The sequence below is a fragment of the Paenibacillus turicensis genome, assembly GCF_017873435.1.
GTDB lineage: Bacteria > Bacillota > Bacilli > Paenibacillales > Paenibacillaceae > Fontibacillus > Fontibacillus turicensis.
Genome location: NZ_JAGGKG010000013.1, coordinates 62,107 through 77,142 on the forward strand (window position 1 = coordinate 62,107; position 15,036 = coordinate 77,142).

Below are 15,036 nucleotides of genomic sequence, written 5' to 3' on the forward strand. Positions count from 1 at the left end.
TGTTTCATTACATGAAACATGGTTACATAAATTATAGAGGAGAAGTGTTTTATTCGTCAATGCACTTTAATATGCTTAAATAAACATCAAATCAAATTCCATCGATAAATATACTTCAATAAAAAGGGCTCAATCTTAAAATAGGTACTTGACAATAAGCTAACGAAGCGAAGGAGCAGGGAGATGGTGGAGAAGCGAACGCGCCCGCCTTTAAGGTCACAATTTCATCAATTCAACACATGTTATAAAGAAAATGGGGCCTTAACAGCGGTTGAAGCCACTCCCTGCTACGTAGCCTCTTACTTCATGATTGTCAAGAACCGATTTCTGTTTTGATCCATTAAAAGGAAGTTGATTTAACAACAATCGCAAGAACGCTCTGGAGCGTAGCTAATTTATTGACCAATGGACATTGACTCCATGTTCAATTTGCTGTAACTTCGTATTATTATAGTTCGACAGATTGTGACTAAATCCTCATATTCCTTGCATTACCCTAGGAAGAAGGACTAGTCTATCTCAAACTTATTTTTATCGTTAGGAGGGAGCGTATGAATCAGATCTCACCCCAAGATCTTCCTTTATCGGCTGGATCTAGAGACGCAAGCTCTCCTGTGCAATTATCAACTCGGCGAATTTCACTGAAGCATATTCTGGTTGCTTTATTGCTATCCATTTTATTTTTCTTAATTTTTTGCTTCATCTCGTTACATGGATATATTGCATGGGTGTTGTCTAACCCTACCGTTGCCCCAATTTATTCCAATCCGAAGTTGTCCAAAAACTTGGATTATGAGGATGTTCGTTTCCCCGCGGCTGATGGTAGTCGTTATATGAACGGCTGGTATATTCCTGCTGAAAATGCAACAAAAACGATTGTATTCAGTCATGGTTATGGCGCAAATCGGGAAGAATCCTGGATACCAATGTATGATTTAGCCCACTATGCCCATAGTCTAAAGTTTAATGTCTTAATGTTTGATTACGGGTTTGCTGACCATAGCAATAGTGAGGTTGCTACAGGCGGTAAAAAGGAATCACAGCAGCTGCTTGGAGCGATTGAATTAGCGAAGCAAAAGGGAGCAAAAGAAATCGTGGTGTGGGGCTTTTCCATGGGAGCAGGAACAGCATTACAAACAGCACTGGTCAGCCCTGACATTGATGCGATGATTTTAGATAGTACTTTTTTGCTTGAACCAGATACGATGTATCATAACATTAGACAAAACATTGCCTTGCCCCGTCATCCTTCACTTGAAATTATCGGGATGCTGTTACCTGTCTTAAATGGTACCAGTCTAGGGCAAATTCCTTATCAGGAAGTGAAATCAAAGGACTATCCATTTCCAACTTTATTTATTCATGGCACACAGGATGTAAAAGCACCTTATCCAATCGCTGAGCAATTAGCAGCGAATCAGACCAATCCGAAGTCAGGGGTTTGGATCGTAGAGGGCTCTCATCATGAGCTTATTTTCCGTGAACATCCAAAAGAATATTTACGTAGAGTCTCTTCCTTTCTTGGTAGTATTAATCCAAGTCCTGAATCACAAAAGGAATAGACATAAAGTGGGCCTCCCTGCGAATAAGTTGATAGAAACAACTTTTTCTTGAGGAGGCTTATTTTATGTCTTATAGGAACGAACCCGACCATTGGGTTCGCATTCTGGAGGAAATAAATTTCTGGAAGATCCAAGAAACGGAGCATGCAAGATTAATCCAATCCTCCACCCCTGATTTAGAAGAGCCCTTTGTCAATTTGTTAAAGGAATGGGAACAGTTATTTACAACGACGTCGCGTGCTGCTGCCACTTTACTACAAACTACAGGCACTATCGCGGTAAGAGATACTGAATCACTTTGGGTTGAAAATGCCAAACATTTGTTGCAGGTCGCGCTGGAGCAATCTGATCAATTTGCAAGACAGCTGCATAACTTAACAAATCATAGCACAGCTGTGCAAAACCAACCGCTTGGGCAATCCTTGATTGGACACGTCATTTCAGAATCACAATACTTCATTAATTCTACAGACTCCCTTTCAAGGGTAAGTGAGCAACAGGAATTAAAGACGCAGCAAACATTAGAGACTCCTTTAGCAGAAACTAGAAGCCCACAGCCTGTTCCAATTGGCGGGCACACCCTTCCACCTCTTCCGTATGCGTATAATGCTTTAGAGCCTTATATTGATGAGGAAACGATGCGCATTCACCATGATAAACATCATCAATCGTATGTCGATGGGCTAAATAAAGCAGAACTTAAGCTAGAGGAAGCAAGGAAAAGCGGGAACTTTGACTTAGTTAAGCATTGGGAGCGAGAGCTTGCCTTTAATGGTGCGGGGCATTATTTGCATACGATATTTTGGACCATTATGAGTCCTAATGGAGGCGGTAAGCCAGCGGGTGATTTGCTTAAGGCGATCGAACGTGATTTTGGAAGCTACGATGCCTTTAAGCAGCAGTTTTCTAAAGCGGCGGAAAATGTTGAGGGTGGAGGTTGGGCGATCCTAGTATGGAGCCCACGAAGCCATCGACTAGAGATTCTAACTGCCGAAAAGCATCAAAACTTGTCCCAGTGGGATGTTGTCCCATTGCTTGTACTTGATGTATGGGAGCACGCTTATTATTTGAAGCATCAAAATCAGCGGGCAAAATATATTGAGGATTGGTGGAACGTGGTCAATTGGCCTGAGGTTAGCTACCGTTATGATTATGCTAAACAGCTGATGTGGACGCCGTATTAAAAAAGATAAAATTAGTGGTAGACAATGCTGAAGGTGGTAGCTACGAGACAGAGGGTTCTTCCGAGTGAAATAAAGGACGGCTGTTCATACACAGCCGTCCTCCATTTTTTCGTTTTCCTTAATTCAGGTTCATGAATTCTAAATGAGTAGTTGATAAACACCCCAGATTAGCGAAGAAGCAGAGAGATTCTGGAGAAGTGTAACGTTCGTATTTAAAACCGGATTTCAACAAACAACGTCATACTGACCGAAATCTGGTTTTAATAACGATCGAAAGAACTCTCTGTTCGTAGCCTCCAACTCCATTTTATCAACTACTAATTTTTTTATAGCACCTGAAACTACTCTTTAATTAGAGATAAGAACTCCGCTCTAGAGGCTGCATGGGAACGGAAGCTCCCGCGAACCGCAGACGTAATCGTCTTACTTCCTGGTTTCTTGACGCCACGCGAGCACATACACAGGTGTTCACCTTCAACAACCACCATAACGCCATTTGGCTTTAAGGCATCATCTAAAATATCCGCGATTTGTGAAGTAATTCGCTCCTGTACCTGCAAGCGACGTGTAACGACTTCAACTAATCGGGCTAACTTGCTTAAGCCAACAATTTGTCCACTCGGAATATATCCGATATGCACCTTACCAAAAAAAGGAGCCATATGATGCTCACATTGACTGTAATACACAATGTCCTTTACAATGACAAGCTCCTGATGATTTTCCTCAAAGGTAACACCTAATACTTCAACGGGATCAATGCCATACCCACCAAATATTTCCTCATACATTCGAGTAACTCTGGCAGGCGTTTCAATTAAACCTTCACGTTCAACATCTTCCCCTACGAGCTTCAGAATCTCTCTAATATGATGTTCGATCTGAGCTCGATTTTCACCAACGTGCTTATTGGTATAATCCTTTAGTCCTGACATTAGAGGCCACTCCTATTCCTTAGGAAAAACATGTTGTAAAAATCACGATAACTGCAACATCATTATTATTCGTTATTCTCTGTTATTTTTTATTTTTACGGTTTTTTGCACCTTGTGGCATATTCTTTTGGTTTTTCATCATCTGCTGCGCTTGCTGCATTTGCCTGTTATTGAGGTTATACCCCATTTGCTTCGCCATTTGTTGCAGCATTTGTGGATCACTTTGCATTTTGGTAAGCTGACGCTTCAAATAGAATACGCCAATTGCAAAACCAGCAATCAACCCTACAATTAGAGCAACAATTCCTACTACATAAATCATCACTTCATCCACCCTTAAGCTTAATTTAGATATGCTAAAACAAGCTTATCATATCATTCCTAATATAAGACAAGCAATCGATCTTTTTTTATTTTAAGTCACTCTTTTTTCACTTTAAGTCAAATCTAGGCTAAGACAGCATCAATAAACACCGTAGTCTCTACCGCAAGATCCACTTCCTTGACGTCCATCTCTTCGCCCACACCACGAATAATACGGACAACCGGTCTACCTGGCAACCCACGGTGCTGGCGAACTACAACCCCATTTTCCTTGGTAGACAACCTTACCCCAGTCCCATTAGGATATACGGAAATAATTCTAGTAAATTCGATTAACACATCTCGATCCAATTCCTTTTCCGAGAGCGCCATTAATTCCTCACAAGCTTCGTGTGGCATAAGTGGACGTCTACCTGTATCACCACTACCTCCTATTAAATTATCATAGAGGTTAGCGACAGCGACAATTTTAGCGTATAAATGAATTTCATCTCCACTTAAACCTCGTGGTATACCACTACCATTTAACCGTTCATGGTGTTGGAGAGCGATATGCGCAACCATTAGGCTAAGATCACGCTTTTTCTTAATCATTTCGAACCCTCTCCACGTATGATGCTCCTTCACACCCGCAATGTTTAGATCGTCTGGATGCTCCACCGACTTGCCGATATCATGGAGAAGTGCACCAATTGCTAAATCCTTTAGCTGAGAAAAATTGAGCCCCATATTAATGCCCATCATAACGGATAAGAGGCATACGTTCATGGCGTGTAAATAATGAGCATTATCGACGGTCCGAATATCTGTGAGCTGAAGCAATACTCCCTTTTGATTCAGCACTTCATTTAACAACGTATCCATACTGCTAAATATTTTTTTAGTGCTCCACTCTTTTCCTGACCTTACTGCTCCTTGAAGCTCGTTCATTTCTTTATAAACCTGAACCTTCGTTGTCTCATTGACAACATCCTCAAGCTCCACATCTGGCAAATCGTTATCTTTGACATAAATCATCGTGACACCAATTCGTTTTAGCGTATTAATCATGTAGACAGTGAGCTGTATACCCGCCGATAACAACACCGTTCCATTGGCAGAGTACACCGTTTTCCCTAAATATTGCCCGGGCTCAATATCATCAACATTTAAAAATCTCATGGCCTTATCCCCCTGCGACCTATTCTTGTTGATCGTTTATGGCTTGCGTTTCTAACCGCTGTTTCGCGAGATGCAAACGCCCAAGCACTAATTCATCTTGCTCTACCTCAAGTGCCTGCTCCACTGCTTCCAGCGCTTCTTGCCCACCAATTCGACTTAGCGACCACGCCGCTGTGCCACGCATAAATGCTCTTGGCTCCTTTGTCATAATTTCAATAAGCTTAGGCACGGCTGCCTTTTCCTTAAAGTTACCAAGGGCAATTACAGCATTACGTTGAATTGGATTTTTGCCTCTCCATGCCGCCGCACTAATCCCAAATTTTTCTTTAAATTCTCGATTACTTAAATCAAGGATTGGCATTAATAATGGCTTAACGACTTCGGGATCAGGCTGAAGCTCTGGCCGGTGTGTCCAATACTTCCCTTTATTTTTAGGGCATACGATTTGGCACGTATCACAGCCGTATAAGCGATTTCCCATCTTTACCATAAATTCTTCTTCAAGTAATCCTTTATTTTGTGTCTGAAACGATATACAACGTTGTGCATTCAGCACACCAGGCTCAACTAATGCCCCTGTCGGACATGCATCCAGACATTTCGTACAATCCCCACAATCCTCTGTCACGGGTGTATCAGGAGAAAATGGAATGTTTGTAATTAGTTCACCAAGATAAATCCAAGAACCCCATTTGGGCGAAATGATTAAGCAGTTTTTCCCTCTAAAGCCAATTCCCGCTCGATGCGCAACAGCACGATCCATTAACGCACCTGTATCCACCATATTCACTAGCTTTGCTTCCGGTACACGTTCACGTATGAACGCCTCTAGTCTGTGCATTGCCTCACGTAGAACATAATGATAATCTCTTCCCCATGCCGATCTTGCTAAAATGCCACGCCGTTCACCGGGTTCTGATTTAGGAGGTTTTTCCATCTTAGAAGGGTAAGCGACAGCGATCGAAATTAACGACGCAGGCGTGCCATCAAAGGACAATTCGGGATAAATACGCTTTTCTATGTCAGGCTCCTCAAAACCAGACTCGTAGCCCTTCTCACGACGATCGATGAGTACCTGCTTTAGAGATAGGAAAGGATCCGCCGAAGCAAAACCGATGTCATCAATACCTAAATCAAAGGCAGCGGCTTTAATTTCCTGCTTTAATTGCTCCCAAGAGCTCGTTTTTTGTATCGGTGTGGTTGTTGTCGTCATTCCGCTTTTTTGCTCCTCCTTCACATTGATGCATTACATTCTATATAAAACCCGTGCAATATATCATCAGTAAGACACGCTACATATCACATCTACATTTCATTTGGTACTAGTTATCACCATAAACAATCGCCTTATTTATTATCATAGACATTTGGTACTATTCATCATAGACAAACCACACTATCTATATCGGTTACAAACTACGAATTGTATAAATTGGCCATATTATAAATTCAGCTCTTCCAACAATATCTTCTTTTCGTACACTTCCAAAATATCGGCTATCCTTACTTTTTCCCGCATGTCGATTATCTCCCATTACAAAAAACTCACCTGCTTGAAGCTTAATAAGGGGCATATCATCATCCTCTATTTCAACATCCGTATAGGGCTCATTTACAATTTCATTATTAACATAGAGCTTATGATTTTTTATTTCAACCTGATCACCTGGAACACCAATAACACGTTTTACTAAAAATGAATTGTTTTTATCTTTAGAAGTAGGGTCCTTTAACACGACAATCTCGCCATGCTGAGGGGCATAAAAGTAGTAAACTAGCTTATCTATAAACATTCTTTCTTGATTAGCCAATGTCGGTAACATCGATTGCCCTTTTACTACAGTTAAATTAAAGACGTATTGATTTAAGAGTAACAGAATTACAAATGCGATTATACATGTCTTCAAAATAAAAAATAGGTCTCTTCGCCACTTTTTGTGAGGTACTTCGTCAAGATGTTCTTCAGGCATAACTAGTCACTCCCTTGCGTATAATGGAATATTTTTACAATAGAAAAGCATATCCTTCACCCATAAAATGAGCAGAGGATATGCTTACTAAAAAACAATACGATGAAAGACATCTGTTGACACTATTGTTGTCACGATTATGACAACGATTGAACTGCCGCAATATTTAGCTTCTGAAATGCCTCAAGAAACTTATTGGCACCATAGCCCATTGCTTCATACAGTGGCATAACAGCCTTGTTATGTTCATCTCCTGCAATCACAATACGACGAACATTACGTTGTTGGAATCGTTGCTCCATTGCGGTGACAAGTCCCTTGCCTACGCCACGTCTCCGATACTCAGGGTGCACAGCAGTGCGGTAAATGCAACCAAGATTGTGATCTATGGTTCCAATTAATACGCCTACAATCTCATCCTCAACATCAGCAATCATGATTAACTCTGAATCCCAGGACAACTGTCTAGCAAACGCACGTTTCGTATCTTCATAACAATCTTCCGATAAGGCAACCTGCAAAAGCTCCATCACTTGACTAGCATCACTCAACTGAAAGGAACGAATACGCATGCTTTGATCTCCTTTTTTCACGCAAGATAAAATCATTAAACTAAACAACTAGCAACAATGATGCAAACGACAATTATGCAAAAAATAAAATTGATGAAACAAAGTAAAAAAAACGAAAACATTTTATTCGTCTATTTAAATGTTTAATTGACATATGCAAAATATTGGAACGCTAAAGGCTACCTATGTTTACATGAATTAAACAATTGATTCAGACAAAAACTGCTTTCTTTGTCCATTAAACCATATAAATCACCATAATACATCATTTTTCTCGTGAAAGCGCTTTATATTAAGCGTTTACATTTAAACTTTCTTAAAAATCTTCATATATTGGAAATAAATATGTATAAAAAGACGATTTTTGCCAAAAATAGGTCTGATCATTGGAGGTGATTTACATTTCGAGCTGGATAAAGTGGTTTTCCATTTGTTCCTTATGTTTTTTGTTAAGTGGATGTGAAAAAGAGATGACTACAAACACGGAGCAAGCTTTACATGTATTTAACAACCAAAAGGAGGTTTCATCTACGGTGCCCTATCAGTTACCAGAATTACCCTATAAAGCAAACGCATTAGAGCCTTATATTGATGAACAAACGATGAATATTCACCATGATAAGCATCACAATACTTATGTTACCAATTTAAATGCAGCACTTGAGAATGCCCCAGAGCTCCAAGGCTTAACTGTGGAGGCATTGATTTCAGATTTAAATAAAGTTCCCGAAAGTATCCGTATGGCTGTACGTAACAATGGAGGAGGTCATGCGAATCACTCCTTGTTTTGGACGATTTTGAGTCCACAAGGTGGTGGAGCGCCCACGGGAGAACTAGCTAAAGCCATCGACACAGAGTTAGGTGGATTTGACAAGTTTAAAGAGGATTTTGCAAAAGCCGCGACAACTCGTTTCGGAAGTGGTTGGGCATGGCTCGTAGTGGGACAAGACGGTAAGCTAGCCGTTACAAGTACACCTAATCAAGATAGCCCTCTGATGGAAGGCTTAACACCGATTCTTGGGCTTGATGTATGGGAACACGCCTATTATTTAAAATACCAAAATAAACGCCCCGACTACATTTCTGCCTTCTGGAACGTTGTAAGCTGGGACGAAGTTAATCGCCGTTATTTGGATACAAAAAAATAAATACTTTTACAATGGCTCAATCTTGAAATCCGTACTTGACCGCTAACCCAAGCTTGCGAAGAGACAAATCAAATTCCACCAATATTATGACTTCAATAAAAAGGAATATGGTTTAACAACAATCGCAAGAACGCTCTGGATCGTAGCTACCACACTCTAGTCGTTGTCATGTACTTATTTCTAAATAGAGCCTTTAAAATAAGGAGGGAATCTCAGATGAGCCCAACCAACGATCCACAGGAATGGCTGGCAGCTAAAAACGCATTAAATAAACAAAAAGAGGAATTTGCGAAGTTTGTTCAGCACCAAGCCGAACCAACTGTATCTAAAGATGAAGAAATTAATGAGCTTCATCGCTTAACCGATGAGCAAAACAACATGAAGGACGTTGAAAATCGTCGCACCTGACTTAAACGGCTCCCCACAGTAGACAGGTTATTATACATCCTGATCCTGTGGGGAGCCTTTGGTTTTTATCACGGTTAATTATATCTTTGGTAAAATGTATTATTGATCATCAACAGCAAGCGCCACTTGTGCAGCGGCAAGGCGTGCAAAAGGAATGCGCATCGGTGAGCAGCTCACATAGTTTAATCCTATTTTGTGACAAAATGAGATACTATTAAAATCGCCACCTTGTTCACCGCACAGCCCAATCTTCAGCTTAGGCTTACCTGTTCTTCCCTTTTGAACAGCCCAATCAATCAGTTGCCCAACACCTTTACTATCCAAGGTTTGAAAAGGGTTGCTTGCTAATATCCCATTATCTAAATAATGCTTAAGGAAGGTTCCTTCTGCATCATCACGACTATAGCCATAAGTCATCTGTGTTAAATCATTTGTACCAAAGGAGAAAAAGTCTGCATACTTGGCGATATCCTCTGCTAAAAGCGCAGCGCGTGGCACTTCAATCATCGTACCTACAGCGTATTTCACGTTTACATAATCAGGGCCCAAAATTTGTTTAGCAACCTCATCCGCCATATCACGCAACCATTTAAGCTCATTGGAATCTCCAACTAATGGCACCATAATTTCTGGCTGAACTTCAATTCCTCTCTTAAGCACAGACAAGGCAGCACGGAAAATCGCTTCTAGCTGCATATCATAAATTTCAGGAAAACGAATGCCCAATCGACATCCTCGAAGACCTAACATCGGATTATTTTCCTTCAATTCGCGTACCTTTGCTAGCATACTCTCCAATTCAGCAATCCGTTGCTTTACTTCATCTTGATTAACCTCATCTTGATTAACTTCGTCTTGATTCACATCATCATTATTCATATCAACTTGATTAACATCGACTTGATTTAGCTCAGCCAATTGTCGCTCAAGCTGTCTCTCATTAGGCAAAAACTCATGTAGTGGTGGATCAAGTAAGCGAATGGTCACAGAGCAACCAGCCATCTCCTCAAAAATGTGTTCAAAATCTGCTTGCTGCATTGGGAGCAAACGTGTAAGCCATTGAATTCGCTCTTCACGATTTTCTGCCAAAATCATTTTTTGTACAATCGGTAAACGCTTTTCAGAGAAAAACATATGCTCTGTTCGGCATAGTCCAACGCCCTCTGCACCTAATTTTCTTGCCTTTACAGCATCCTTTGGACTATCGGCGTTAGCATATATTTTAAGCGTGCGGATTTCATCTGCTACCTTGAGCAGCTCCTCCAGCTCTGGGCTCAGTTCTGGCTCAGTTAATGGAAGCAAGCCACTGAATATTTGCCCAAGGTTACCGTCAATCGTTAACTCATCCCCCTCGTGCAGGGTAAGCCCACCAAGCTGTATTGTACGGGTTGCCTTGTTGATACTTAAATCGCTACAACCACAAATACATGGTTTTCCCATCCCTCTAGCAACTACAGCAGCATGACTAGTCATTCCACCCTTCGCTGTAAGTACTCCCTCTGCTGCCTCCAAGCCGTGGATGTCCTCTGGAGATGTTTCCTCTGTTAGCAAAATTACTGAGCGTCCTTCCTGTACCCAATGCACTACCGTATCTGCGTCAAGGCAAATGACGCCAGTAGCCGCACCTGGAGAGGCAGGTAAACCCGAGGATAAGGGGGTTAGATTCTCAGATGGTTTAATAGTCCGATGCAACAGTTGATTTAGATGCTGCATATCAATACGTGCTATCGCTTGCTGAGGGGTAATTTGCCCTTCATGCAACAAATCCATCGCAATTTTAACCGCCGCTTGCGCTGTTCTTTTGCCAACACGGGTTTGCAGCAAATATAAGCGATTTTGTTCAATTGTAAATTCAATATCCTGCATATCCTCATAGTGCTCTTCCAAAATCGCAGCCGCATTTGCCAAATCCGCAAAAGCTTGAGGGAATAAACGTGACATATCCTCAATCGAAGATGGTGTACGAATGCCTGCCACTACATCCTCACCTTGTGCGTTAACTAAAAATTCGCCGTAAAGCTGACGAGAACCCGTTGCAGGGTTACGTGTAAACATCACACCTGTTGCACTATCTTCCCCACGGTTGCCAAACACCATCGCTTGGATATTGACCGCTGTCCCTTGATCTTCCGGAATCCCATATAACTTACGGTATACTTTAGCACGCGCATTCCCCCAGCTTCGGAATACTGCCTTCACCGCCAAGTGTAGCTGAGTATATACATCCTGCGGGAAAGATTCTGTGCCGTATTGTTCAATTACTTTTTTATACGCTTCGATTAATTGCTTCCAATCCTCGCTTGTGAGTTGCTGATCATTATCTTTCTGTATCGAAGCCTTTAACGCCTTTAGCTCATCCTCAAATCGCTCATGAGGAACATTAAGCACGATATTTCCAAACATCGCAATAAATCTACGGTAGCAATCATAAGCAAAACGTTCATCCTTGACCCACTGTGCTAACGAGGCAACAGTTTGATCGTTCAAACCAAGATTAAGAATAGTGTCTAGCATGCCAGGCATTGAATTTAAGGAGCCAGAACGAACAGAAACAAGTAATGGCTGTTCCATACTACCAAACTGTGCATTCATCTCTGCACCTAGTCGTTCTACACTACTGTCAATCTCATTCAGTAATTGTTGCTCCAAATACCCACCTGATTTAATAAAGTCTCTACAAACTTCAGTTGTAATTGTAAATCCAGGCGGGATTGGTAAGCCTAGCTTTGTCATTTCTGCTAAATTAGCACCCTTTCCACCAAGTAAGTCCTTCATTGTGGCATTACCTTCTTGGAAGAAATAAATGCTTTTTCTCTGTTCCTTGATCTTTACACTAGTTTGAGCGTTCATGCTGTTCATCCCCCAGTTATAAATTTGAACAAATCATCGAAGCTTCTATCTATTTTTTAACCTTAGATTGCTTTGGCTTGCTGCTCTACAACCTGAGGTTGTGGTGTCGAAATGTTTTTACTAGGCAAATAATGAATACTGCGAATATAGCGAATCGTACGGCTTTGCGCCCGCATAATGACGGAATGCGTCTCAGCATAATCTTTGTTAATTTGACGAACTCCACTTAAAAAATCACTAGAGGTCACCCCTGTAGCAGCAAAAATAACATCTCCATCCCCAACCATGTCTCGCTGAGACAATACACGAGAAGTGTCAGAAATACCCATCATGAGACAACGTTGTTGTTCAAATGGTCCTTGTGGCAATAAACGCCCTTGCATTTCGCCTCCAAGACAGGTCAAAGCTGCTGCAGCAAGCACACCTTCTGGTGCTCCCCCTGAGCCAAGATACAAATCGACATCACTGTCTGGAAGTGCAGCGGCAATTGCGCCTGCTACATCTCCATGACTAAGTAATCGAATTCTTACTCCTGCCTCGCGTAAATCCGAGATGAGTTTGGCATGACGCTTACGATCTAACACCATCACCGTCAATTCAGATAAGGATTTACCAAGATGATGCGCAGCTTTGTTTAATGTTGTTTTTACATCGTCATCTAAGGACAGTAATCCAGCCAATTGAGGGCCACATGCTAGCTTCTCCATATAAATATCTGGTGCATGTAAGAGACTTCCTCGATCCGCAATTGCAATGACAGATTGTGCATTTTGTAGTCCTGCCGCCACAACCTCCGTCCCTTCTAATGGGTCGACTGCAACATCAACCTCAGGTCCATTTCCATCTCCAACCTGCTCACCAATGTATAACATTGGCGCATCATCCATTTCTCCTTCACCAATAACGACAGTGCCCTTGATGGCAACCGAATCAAACATAGAACGGATTGCAGTTGTTGCCGCATCATCCGCGGCATTTTTATCCCCTCTGCCAATCCAATGAGACGAGGCTAAAGCCCCTAACTCAGTCACCCTTACAATTTCTAATGCTAATTCGCGTTCCATCTGTCATTCCTCCTCATATCACTCGGATATTATTTTATTGCTTTCAATAACTCATAATTCAACTGTGCCATTCATAATTGATAGTTCATAACTAAATGTGCCCCATAATGATCCCTGCGGTTTCTTCTATTGCCTTTTCTGTAATATCGATAACAGGACATTGTAGCTGTTTAAACAATGCTTCTGTATAGGTCAATTCCTCCTGAATGCGCGCAAGTGTTGCATATTGGGAGCCAAGCGGTAAGCCTAACGCCTTTAACCGTTCTGTACGTATGCCTAACATCACTTCAGCAGACATCGTAAGCCCGATAATGCGTTCAGGTCGTAATGCTAACAGTTCAGGTGGTGGTGCAATTTCCGGAACTGGAGCGTAGTTGAATACCTTTTTCCCACGATGTGCTAATAACATCGCGAGTGGCGTTTTAGAAGTACGAGAAATACCTACTAAAACGAGATCCGCTTGGGGCAATGATTTCAAATTACGTCCACTATCACATTCAACCGTAAATTCAATGGCCTCCATCCGGTCAAAGTAACGATCATTTAACTGATGTAACATACCTAATCGCTGACTTGGCGCATCGTTAAAGGTGTCGATAAACGCTTCTAGCATCGGTCCCATTACATCCACAATTCGCAAATTTAATCGCATCGATTCCTCACGAATCATCTCTCTTAGCTCTGGCTGAACAAGCGTGTAGGCAACAAATCCGCGGTACTTGGCCGCATCCTCCATTAATGCCTTTAACTCATCCTCATGGCGTACATTTCCATACCGTTTAATCTCAACGGCTTGATGCTCAAATTGATGAATCACCGCTTCAACTACCGCCTCTGCTGTGCCACCAAGTGAATCTGAGCAAATCGTAATACGGTGTATTGGTTGCTCCATGTGCTTGCTCTCCCTCCTAGCCTCCATTTGTTTCTGAATCGAGTATTAGCTTTACGATGGAGGTTTTGGTTAAGCGACCAACCACCTTCATCCCTTCACTGCCATCTTCTCCATCTACGGGAACAACGACAGGTAAACTATCGATTTCATGCATAATCATTTTGTGTGCCGCATCTAACGCTGTATCTTCTGGATGAACGGTAATCACTTTCGGTTGACGTGTCATGACCATGCTAACCGGCATTGAAGCCGCCGCTGGATTGCCAAGAGTCACCTTTAAAAAGTCTTTACGCGATGTCACCCCTGTTAGACGCTCCTCTGCATCACATACAAACAATGTCCCTACGTCCTGCAAAAACAACGTAACCACCGCATCCTGAATCGTTGTTGTCTCTCGAATAATGATCGGCATGCTTTGGATTGTTTTTACTAACGTATCGCTTAGCTTTACTCCTAAACGGTTCACGCTACGATTTCCAGGCGAATAACCTACCTTTGGTTTCGCATCAATATGCTCTAATCCAACCAACAGCGTCAGGTCAGAACGAAGCGTTGATTTCGTTAAGTTCAGCCGCTCAGCAATTTGATCGCCAGTGATTGGCGCATATTTATTAACAATTTCTAATATTTGCAACTGCCTTGGTGTCAGTTTAATAATCGTAACCTCCTTTACAGCACTTTCATTCGTCTTAACATCTCATTAAAACCTTTTATAAATTATATAATACACATTATTTCAGAAAAAACAATTATATAATGCGTATTATTTAATATTTTTTGAATTATATAACTATTTAAAGCTAATAAATCCACATATAACACGCAAAAAAAGCCTATTTCTCACTGAATGTAACATTCAAGTAAAATATAGACCCACTAATAAACTAAGGCTCAACATAAGAATCGGTACTTGACAATAAGCTAACGAAGCGAAGGAGCAGGGGGATGGTGGAGAAGCGAGAGCAT

13 protein-coding genes and 1 pseudogene are annotated in these 15,036 nt (G+C 41.5%); 4 read left to right on the top strand and 10 right to left on the bottom strand.

What is annotated here, in order from left to right; translation table 11 throughout:
* Positions 1 to 551: 551 nt before the first annotated feature.
* Positions 552 to 1,562 carry an alpha/beta hydrolase gene (locus J2Z32_RS13885; RefSeq protein WP_210089778.1) on the top strand — a complete coding sequence of 337 codons (1,011 nt, stop codon included), beginning with the start codon at positions 552 to 554 and terminating at the stop codon, positions 1,560 to 1,562.
* A gap of 65 nt (positions 1,563 to 1,627) precedes the next feature.
* Entirely contained in the window at positions 1,628 to 2,746 is a 1,119-nt protein-coding gene (locus J2Z32_RS13890) for a Fe-Mn family superoxide dismutase (protein ID WP_210089779.1), read from the top strand.
* A gap of 341 nt (positions 2,747 to 3,087) precedes the next feature.
* Here J2Z32_RS13890 and folE read toward each other — a convergent pair whose 3' ends face one another.
* From folE to J2Z32_RS13920, 6 genes and pseudogenes are all read right to left on the bottom strand, one after another.
* A complete protein-coding gene (gene folE / locus J2Z32_RS13895; protein ID WP_210089780.1) occupies positions 3,088 to 3,681 on the bottom strand; it encodes a GTP cyclohydrolase I FolE in 594 nt (197 codons plus the stop codon).
* Between the two features lie 82 nt (positions 3,682 to 3,763).
* Positions 3,764 to 4,003, bottom strand: coding sequence for a YneF family protein (locus J2Z32_RS13900; RefSeq protein ID WP_210089781.1), 240 nt, complete (start codon positions 4,001 to 4,003; stop codon positions 3,764 to 3,766).
* Positions 4,004 to 4,128: 125 nt separating this feature from the next.
* Positions 4,129 to 5,166, bottom strand: coding sequence for an HD-GYP domain-containing protein (locus J2Z32_RS13905; protein WP_210089782.1), 1,038 nt, complete (start codon positions 5,164 to 5,166; stop codon positions 4,129 to 4,131).
* Positions 5,167 to 5,191: 25 nt separating this feature from the next.
* A pseudogene (gene queG, locus J2Z32_RS13910) lies at positions 5,192 to 6,379 on the bottom strand (tRNA epoxyqueuosine(34) reductase QueG); the annotation flags it as partial.
* A 196-nt stretch (positions 6,380 to 6,575) separates the two neighbouring features.
* Positions 6,576 to 7,136: a signal peptidase I gene (gene lepB, locus J2Z32_RS13915; RefSeq protein ID WP_210089784.1), complete on the bottom strand. Its 561-nt coding sequence runs from the start codon at positions 7,134 to 7,136 to the stop codon at positions 6,576 to 6,578.
* A 137-nt stretch (positions 7,137 to 7,273) separates the two neighbouring features.
* Positions 7,274 to 7,708, bottom strand: coding sequence for a GNAT family N-acetyltransferase (locus J2Z32_RS13920; RefSeq protein WP_210089785.1), 435 nt, complete (start codon positions 7,706 to 7,708; stop codon positions 7,274 to 7,276).
* Between the two features lie 533 nt (positions 7,709 to 8,241).
* Between J2Z32_RS13920 and J2Z32_RS13925 the strand changes: the two genes are divergently transcribed.
* Complete coding sequence (locus tag J2Z32_RS13925; protein ID WP_210089843.1) at positions 8,242 to 8,856, top strand: superoxide dismutase; 615 nt, start codon at positions 8,242 to 8,244, stop codon at positions 8,854 to 8,856.
* A gap of 216 nt (positions 8,857 to 9,072) precedes the next feature.
* Complete coding sequence (locus tag J2Z32_RS13930) at positions 9,073 to 9,264, top strand: hypothetical protein (RefSeq protein ID WP_210089786.1); 192 nt, start codon at positions 9,073 to 9,075, stop codon at positions 9,262 to 9,264.
* Between the two features lie 99 nt (positions 9,265 to 9,363).
* On the opposite strand, the gene ppdK is transcribed toward J2Z32_RS13930, so the two are convergent.
* The 4 genes from ppdK to J2Z32_RS13950 form a co-directional block, all read right to left on the bottom strand.
* Positions 9,364 to 12,114, bottom strand: a complete 2,751-nt coding sequence (gene ppdK / locus J2Z32_RS13935) for a pyruvate, phosphate dikinase (RefSeq protein ID WP_210089787.1) — start codon at positions 12,112 to 12,114, stop codon at positions 9,364 to 9,366.
* 62 nt (positions 12,115 to 12,176) lie between these two features.
* On the bottom strand, positions 12,177 to 13,178 hold the full coding sequence (gene glpX / locus J2Z32_RS13940; RefSeq protein ID WP_210089788.1) for a class II fructose-bisphosphatase: 1,002 nt from the start codon (positions 13,176 to 13,178) through the stop codon (positions 12,177 to 12,179).
* A 91-nt stretch (positions 13,179 to 13,269) separates the two neighbouring features.
* Positions 13,270 to 14,070, bottom strand: a complete 801-nt coding sequence (locus J2Z32_RS13945; protein WP_210089789.1) for a pyruvate, water dikinase regulatory protein — start codon at positions 14,068 to 14,070, stop codon at positions 13,270 to 13,272.
* 16 nt (positions 14,071 to 14,086) lie between these two features.
* Positions 14,087 to 14,704, bottom strand: a complete 618-nt coding sequence (locus J2Z32_RS13950; protein WP_210089790.1) for a helix-turn-helix transcriptional regulator — start codon at positions 14,702 to 14,704, stop codon at positions 14,087 to 14,089.
* Positions 14,705 to 15,036 lie beyond the last annotated feature (332 nt).